The organism is Blastomonas sp. CCH1-A6 (genome assembly GCF_001556365.1).
Taxonomy (GTDB): domain Bacteria; phylum Pseudomonadota; class Alphaproteobacteria; order Sphingomonadales; family Sphingomonadaceae; genus Blastomonas; species Blastomonas ursincola.
Genome location: NZ_LSIS01000218.1, coordinates 1 through 6,578 on the forward strand (window position 1 = coordinate 1; position 6,578 = coordinate 6,578).

Below are 6,578 nucleotides of genomic sequence, written 5' to 3' on the forward strand. Positions count from 1 at the left end.
CATCACCTCGGTCGTCTTCATCGCTGCCAGCATCGGCCCCGGCGTCATCGTCTGACCGCCCTTTCACTCCAACTCCAAGGAAAAGAAACAATGTCGCTCCAGCTTTCCAGCCAGATCGGTGCCGCAGCGCTCGCGATCCTGAGTTCGGCGCTGTTCCTCGCCGCGAGCATCGGCCCCGGCGCGATCGTCTGATCTTGAGCTGATCTGATCAGGCGGCCACAGCCGCCGCAAGCGCCCGGCCCGAGGCCCAGGCGCTCTCGATCCGGGGTCCGATCAGCCAGTCGCCGCTGACCCCCAGCCTCGAACCTTCATCCCACAGCATCGTCCGCCCGGCTGCGCCCGACAGCGCATAGCGCCAGCGATGCGCCTGCACGATCAGTGTTTCGGGAAGCGCGACACCTGTCGCCGCCGCCAGATCGGCGACCAGCGCCGCGATCACGCTGTCGGCCTCGTCCTCGAGATGCGCCGCCGACCAGGCGGGCGATCCCTGGACGACCCAGCTTTCCGGTCCCGTGCGCCCCGGCTTGGCGCTGTTGCGCGCCGCCCAGCCGATCGCGCCTGCGTTGCGCAGGCAATCGGGACCAAAATCGACTCGTTCGGCAAAACTTGCCATGACCGTCCAGCACGGCTGCGATACCGTGGCCTCGGCCAGCGCCGCCCATTCGGGGGCATGGGAGGCCAGCAGCGGCGCGACCTGCTCTGCCGGGACGGCGACGATCGCGGTATCGAAACTCTCGCTGCCCGCGTCGTGCTCGAACCGCCAACTCGCGCCCTCGCGCACGATCCGCTCGATCCGGCAGTTCCAGCGGACATCGTGCGCTGCCGCCTCGGCCTTGATGATCGCGTTCATGCCCGGGGTACCGACCCAGGCATTGTCGCCCGCCGCCGCCCAGCGCGCCGCGACACCATCGGCCTCCCAGCGTTCGACCGTTTCGGCAAAACCGGCGTCGCGCACGGTGAAATATTGCGCGCCATGGTCGAAAAACGCCATGCCCTGCGCGGTTTCGGTCCGGCGGGTGGACATGCGGCCGCCCGGGCCGCGCGCCTTGTCGAACAATATGACCGCGTGCCCCGCCTCTGCCAGCCCGCGCGCTGCGGTCAGCCCGGCCAGCCCGGCTCCGATGATCCCGATTCTCATGTCTCAGCGCCTCAGCAGGAAGACCGCGTGCTCGGCGAGCAGATTGGCCATGCCGCGCGATGTCGGCTTGCCGCCCGAAAGAAACCATTGCCCGTCGCAGGCCCAGCCGCGCGCCGCGATCAGATCACGGAAATCCTCGATGCTGACATGGTGGATATTGGGCGTGTCGTACCAGCTTTCGGGCAGCAGCCTGGTGACCGGCATCCGGCCTTGCGTCGCCAGCGACAGGCGGATGCGCCAATGCGCGAAATTGGGGAAGCTGACGAACGCCTGCCGCCCGATGCGCAGCAGCTGTTCCAGCACCAGATGCGGCGCGCGCGTGGTCTGCAGCGTCTGGCTGAGGATCGCGTAATCGACGCTGTCCGACGGATAATCGGCAAGATCGGTATCGGCATCGCCCTGGATCACCGAAAGGCCGCGCGCTACCGCGGCGCTCACATTGGCCGGGTCGAGCTCGAGCCCGCGCGCGCGCACCTGGCGCGTGTCGCGCAGTGCCGCCATCAGCGCGCCGTCGCCGCACCCGATATCGAGCACGCGCGCGCCGGGCGTCACGTTCTCGGCGATGATCTGAAGGTCGGGGCGCAATCCGGTCACGCGTTTGCCCCGGCGCGCAGGAAACCATCGACGATGCGGTTCATCTCCGGGCATTCGAGCAGGAAGGCGTCATGGCCGAAGGGCGAGGACAGTTCGACAAAGCTCACCTCGGCTCCGGCGGCGTTGAGCGCGTGGACGATCCGCCGCGATTCCGCGGTGGGATACAGCCAGTCGGTATCGAAGCTGATCAGGCAGAAGCGCGTCCTGGTGCCCATGAACGCCTTGGCGAGCACCCCGTCATGCGGTTCGGCGAGGTCGAAATAGTCCATCGCACGGGTGATGTAGAGATAGCTGTTGGCATCGAACCGGTCGACGAAACTGATGCCCTGATGGCGCAGATAGGACTGGATCTGGAAATCCGCATCGAAGCCGAAGCTGCTGCCGCTGCAATCCTTGCCGCTCTTGTCCTGCAACCGGCGGCCGAATTTCTCGGTCAGTCCGGCTTCGGAGAGGTACGTGATATGCGCGGCCATGCGCGCGACGGCCAGGCCCGATGCGGGCACGTCGCCATCGGCATAATAGGCCCCCTTGCGCCAGCGCGGGTCGGCCATGATGGCCTGGCGGCCGACCTCGTGAAACGCGATGTTCTGCGCCGAGTGCCGCGCGGTCGAGGCGATGACGAGCGCGGCGCGGACACGGTCGGGATAAAGCACCGGCCAGCTGATCGCCTGCATGCCCCCCATCGAGCCGCCGATGACGGCGGACAGCACCGGAATGCCGAGATAATCGAGCAGCAGCGCCTGCGCGCGCACCATATCGGCGATCGACAGCACCGGAAAATCCATGCCCCAGGGCTCACCGGTGGCAGGGTTCACCGTTGCCGGGCCCGATGAGCCCATGCAGCTGCCGATGACATTGGCGCAGATGATGAATTCGCGCGACGGATCGACCGGCTTGCCTTCTCCCACCAGCCGCTGCCACCAGCCGGGCTTGCCGGTGATCGGGTGCGTCGAGGCGACATACTGGTCGCCGGTCAGCGCATGGCAGATCAGGATGGCATTGCTCTTGTCGGCATTGAGCGTGCCATAGGTCTCGTACGCGATCTGCACCGGCGCGAGCGCGGCACCGCAATCGAGCGGCAGCGGCCCGAGCAGCGTGATCCGCCGGTCGAGGCCGAACCGTTCGTCGGAAAGAGGGGCAGATGCGCTCGCCATGGGCGGCGGGCTTGGCGTCAAGCTGTGCGGCTGTCAATGGGGCGTGAATATCGGCGCGCGTTGCGACATTCAGAACAGCCCTTCGATCTCGCCCTGCGCGTCGAGCCGGATCGTTTCGGCGGCGGGGATCCGGGGCAGCCCCGGCATGGTCATGATCTCGCCGCAGATCGCCACGACAAAGCCGGCACCCGCGCTCAGCCGCACCTCGCGCACCGGCAGGACATGGCCCGTCGGTGCACCGAGCAGCGTCGGATCGGCGGAGAAGCTGTACTGCGTCTTGGCCATGCACACCGGCAGGTGGCCGTATCCCGCCTCTTCCCAGCGCTGGAGCTGCGCCAGCACGGCGGGCGTCGCGGAAACGCCCTCGGCGCGGTAGATGCGCTTTGCCACCGTCTCGATCTTGTCGATCAGCGGCAGCGCATCGTCATAGAGCGGCTTGAACTGCGCCTCGCCGCCGGCTGCAATCCGCGCGACCGCGTGTGCCAGGCTCTCCGCGCCCGCACCGCCTTCGGCCCAGTGGCGGCACAGATGCGCTTCGCAGCCCTGCGCCTCGGCCACTTCGCGCAGCACCGCGATCTCGGCCTCGCTGTCGCTGTGGAAATGGTTGATCGCGACGACGACGGGCACGCCGAACTGGCGCACATTCTCGATATGGCGGATGAGGTTGACGCTGCCGCGCCGCACCGCCTCGACATCCTCATGGCCAAGCTCGGCCTTGGCGATGCCGCCGTTCATCTTGAGCGCGCGCACGGTCGCCACGATCACCGCCGCGGCCGGGGCGAGTCCGGCCTGGCGGCACTTGATGTCGAAGAATTTCTCCGCGCCCAGGTCCGCGCCGAACCCCGCCTCGGTTACCACGAAATCGCCCAGCGCCAGCGCGGCGCGCGTCGCGATCACCGAATTGCAGCCATGCGCGATATTGGCGAACGGCCCGCCGTGCAGCAGCGCCGGGTTGCCCTCGAGCGTCTGCACCAGATTGGGCTTGATCGCCTGGGCGAGCAGCACCGCCATCGCGCCTGCCGCCTTGAGGTCGCTCGCGGTGACCGGCTGACGCTGCCGCGTATAGCCGATGACGATGCGCCCCAGCCGTTCCTCCAGATCGTCGAGATCGCGCGCCAGGCACAGGATCGCCATCACCTCGGACGCGACGGTGATGTCGAAGCCGCTTTCGCGTGGGAAGCCGTTGCCGACGCCGCCTGTCGATTGGACGATCTGCCGCAGCGCGCGGTCGTTGATGTCGAGCACCCGCCGCCAGACGACGCGGCGCACGTCGATATCGAGCGCATTGCCCCAGTGGATATGGTTGTCGATCATTGCGGCGAGCAGATTGTGCGCCGAGGTGATCGCGTGGAAATCGCCGGTGAAATGCAGGTTGATGTCTTCCATCGGCCCAACCTGGGCATAGCCGCCGCCGGTCGCGCCACCCTTGGTGCCGAAACAGGGGCCGAGCGAGGGTTCGCGCAGTGCGAGCACCGTCTTGTGGCCGATGCGGTTCAGGGCATCGGCGAGACCCACCGATGTCGTGGTCTTGCCCTCGCCCGCAGGCGTGGGATTGATCGCGGTGACCAGGATCAGCCTGCCTCTCGGTTCGGCGCCGTCGAGTCCGGCCGCCTTGAGGTCGATCTTGGCCTTGTAATGGCCATAAGGTTCGACCGCTGCTTCTTCGAGACCCAGCCTTTCGGCGATGACGGAGATGCGCTGCAGGCTGGCGGCGCGCGAAATCTGGATATCGGTGAGCATGAAGAGGGTGTCCGACGTTTTCAGCAGGGGGGCGTGCCCCGGCTTTCGCCGGAGAGCGACCGGGACACGATGAGCGCCTGTCTAGCCATAGCCGCTCCGGCCAGGCAAGCGCCGCCGTTCAGCGGACGATGATTTCCACCCGGCGGTTGCCGCCGTTCTCGGTCTCGTCGGGGGTGGGGAAGCGCAACTCGGTCTCGCCGCGTCCCGTCGTGGTGATGACCTCGGCCGGGAAGCCCAGCTGCACCAGCCGTCCCTTGATCTCGTCGGCGCGCTTCTGCGACAGGGTAAGGTTATACTCGGGCTTGCCGACGGTATCGGTATAGCCGATGATCTCGAGCTCCGCGCCGGGCCGCGCCTTGAAATGCTCGGCAAGGGCATCGATCATCCCTTCCGATCCTGGTGCCAGCACGGTCGTGTCGGGAATGAAATACATGGTGAAGCGCGCCGGTGGCGGCGGCAGATTGGCAATCAGGCTGCGCTCCTCGGGCTTGAGCGCCGCCTCGCCGACGCCCTTGGGACGCGGCGCACAGCCCGAAAGCCTGGTGCGGGTGAACGATCCCGCAATGGTCGATCCGTCGGGATTGCCGCATTTCTCGTCGATGACCGCCAGCGCACCCTCGTTCGAGCCGTCCTCGTTGTTCATCAGCAGCAGCGAAGGACCGGCACAGCCGGCCAGGGTCAGCGCGAGCAGCGCGATCGAAAGACCCCTTGCGCGCATCATTCGGGCACGTTGATGATGAAGCGGGTGCCGCGCACGCCGAGCAACGAGGTCGGGGTGCGCACCTTCATCGCGTCGCGGCGCGACTTGGCGATCTGGCCCGAAACGACGCCCAGCGATCCGCGCTCGACCCGGGTCTCGAAGGCTCCCGAACGGGTGGTGCGGTCGAAGTCGAACTTGTCGACCGCGATGCGGCTATTAGGGCCAACCGAAAAGCGGGTATTGTCGGCAAAGGCGACCGCGATCTGCCCGCCCTTGCCGGTGACGAGCACGTCGCCCGGCAGGAGCGAGGTGCCAACCGCGGCATTGATCCGCGTGCCCTTGCGTTCGATCTGCGCGGCGCCGGCAGTTTTCTTGACCCGGCCGATATCGGCCCAGGCGGGTTGAGCGGTCATGGCCAGCAGCGAAAGTGATACAAGCAGTACGCGTCTCATATTAGGCATCCCCACTTGCCCGCATACATGGCATAAACTGCGCCATGACGTCGCGCAATTTCAATCCGTATCGCTGCGATCTGGACGGCAATGGTCCCGAATCGATACATCGCGCGGTCGCGCAGGCGCAGGCTTTTGCCGAAGAACATAGCCTGTCCCCCATGCTCAGCGCAAAGCTTGCCGTTCTGGTCGAAGAAGCTGTTACGAATGTTTACGAGCATGGCGCGGTGGAAGGCGCGTTGTCCGGCTGGCTGGAGCTCTATCCTGACCCGGCGGGAATCTGCATCATCCTGGCCGACAATGGCCGTCCGTTTGACCCGCGCGAAGCTGACGAGTTCGACGCGCCGAACGCGGAGCGCGGTGGCGGAGCCGGGCTCGCGATGATCCGCGCGTGGGCAGAGATTGCCGATTACCGGCGCGAGGACGGCTTCAATCTGCTCGAACTCGTGCTGCTCGGCTGAGCGTCGGCGCGACAGGCGGCGTTCAGGTCTCTGCCACCAGCGGGTTGATCGCGCCCTTGAGCTGGCTGCGCTGGTCGATCAGCCGCGCCATCTCGCCCTCGCCGGTGCGCAGCCGGGTCGGTGTCGTGCCCGCAAACAGCTTGAGCTCGCGGATCATGTGCGACTGGTCGTAGAACGCGTCGCGCAGATAGTCTGCCTCGTCGGGCTCGGCATCGATCAGCGAACGCGCGGCGCGCAGCGCGCGATATTTGCGCGACAGATATTTGGGCGGCATCCCGTAAAGCTGGTTAGCGTCCGCGCTCGTGGTGTAATTTTCGGTGGAGATTTAGGTGCTGCTGG

General features: G+C 66.6%; 9 protein-coding genes. 2 read left to right on the plus strand and 7 right to left on the minus strand.

Annotation, left to right across the window (positions count from 1 at the left end):
* Positions 1–192 (plus strand): hypothetical protein (locus tag AX735_RS26310; protein WP_231750079.1); only part of this gene is annotated, 192 nt, incomplete at its 5' end.
* Positions 193–208: 16 nt separating this feature from the next.
* Here AX735_RS26310 and AX735_RS09545 read toward each other — a convergent pair.
* From AX735_RS09545 to AX735_RS09570, 6 genes are all read right to left on the minus strand, one after another.
* Positions 209–1,138 carry an NAD(P)/FAD-dependent oxidoreductase gene (locus tag AX735_RS09545; protein WP_066279111.1) on the minus strand — a complete coding sequence of 310 codons (930 nt, stop codon included), beginning with the start codon at positions 1,136–1,138 and terminating at the stop codon, positions 209–211.
* A 3-nt stretch (positions 1,139–1,141) separates the two neighbouring features.
* Positions 1,142–1,732, minus strand: a complete 591-nt coding sequence (gene metW, locus AX735_RS09550) for a methionine biosynthesis protein MetW (protein WP_066279114.1) — start codon at positions 1,730–1,732, stop codon at positions 1,142–1,144.
* The gene (gene metX / locus AX735_RS09555; protein ID WP_066279116.1) at positions 1,729–2,886 is read right to left on the minus strand and encodes a homoserine O-acetyltransferase MetX; all 1,158 of its coding nucleotides are present in this window, start codon (positions 2,884–2,886) and stop codon (positions 1,729–1,731) included. Before metX ends, metW begins: the two co-directional genes overlap by 4 nt.
* A 69-nt stretch (positions 2,887–2,955) precedes the next feature.
* On the minus strand, positions 2,956–4,626 hold the full coding sequence (locus AX735_RS09560; RefSeq protein ID WP_066279120.1) for a formate--tetrahydrofolate ligase: 1,671 nt from the start codon (positions 4,624–4,626) through the stop codon (positions 2,956–2,958).
* Between the two features lie 118 nt (positions 4,627–4,744).
* Positions 4,745–5,347, minus strand: a complete 603-nt coding sequence (locus AX735_RS09565; protein ID WP_066279122.1) for an OmpA family protein — start codon at positions 5,345–5,347, stop codon at positions 4,745–4,747.
* Positions 5,344–5,739, minus strand: coding sequence for a FecR family protein (locus tag AX735_RS09570; RefSeq protein ID WP_231750080.1), 396 nt, complete (start codon positions 5,737–5,739; stop codon positions 5,344–5,346). Before AX735_RS09570 ends, AX735_RS09565 begins: the two co-directional genes overlap by 4 nt.
* Before the next feature lie 83 nt (positions 5,740–5,822).
* Here AX735_RS09570 and AX735_RS09575 point away from each other — a divergent pair, with 83 nt between their 5' ends.
* Positions 5,823–6,239 (plus strand): ATP-binding protein, encoded by a 417-nt coding sequence (locus AX735_RS09575; protein WP_066279128.1) that lies wholly within the window; start codon positions 5,823–5,825, stop codon positions 6,237–6,239.
* 22 nt (positions 6,240–6,261) lie between these two features.
* Here the strand turns inward: AX735_RS09575 and AX735_RS09580 are convergent, their stop codons facing one another.
* The gene (locus tag AX735_RS09580; protein ID WP_066279132.1) at positions 6,262–6,513 is read right to left on the minus strand and encodes a hypothetical protein; all 252 of its coding nucleotides are present in this window, start codon (positions 6,511–6,513) and stop codon (positions 6,262–6,264) included.
* Positions 6,514–6,578 lie beyond the last annotated feature (65 nt).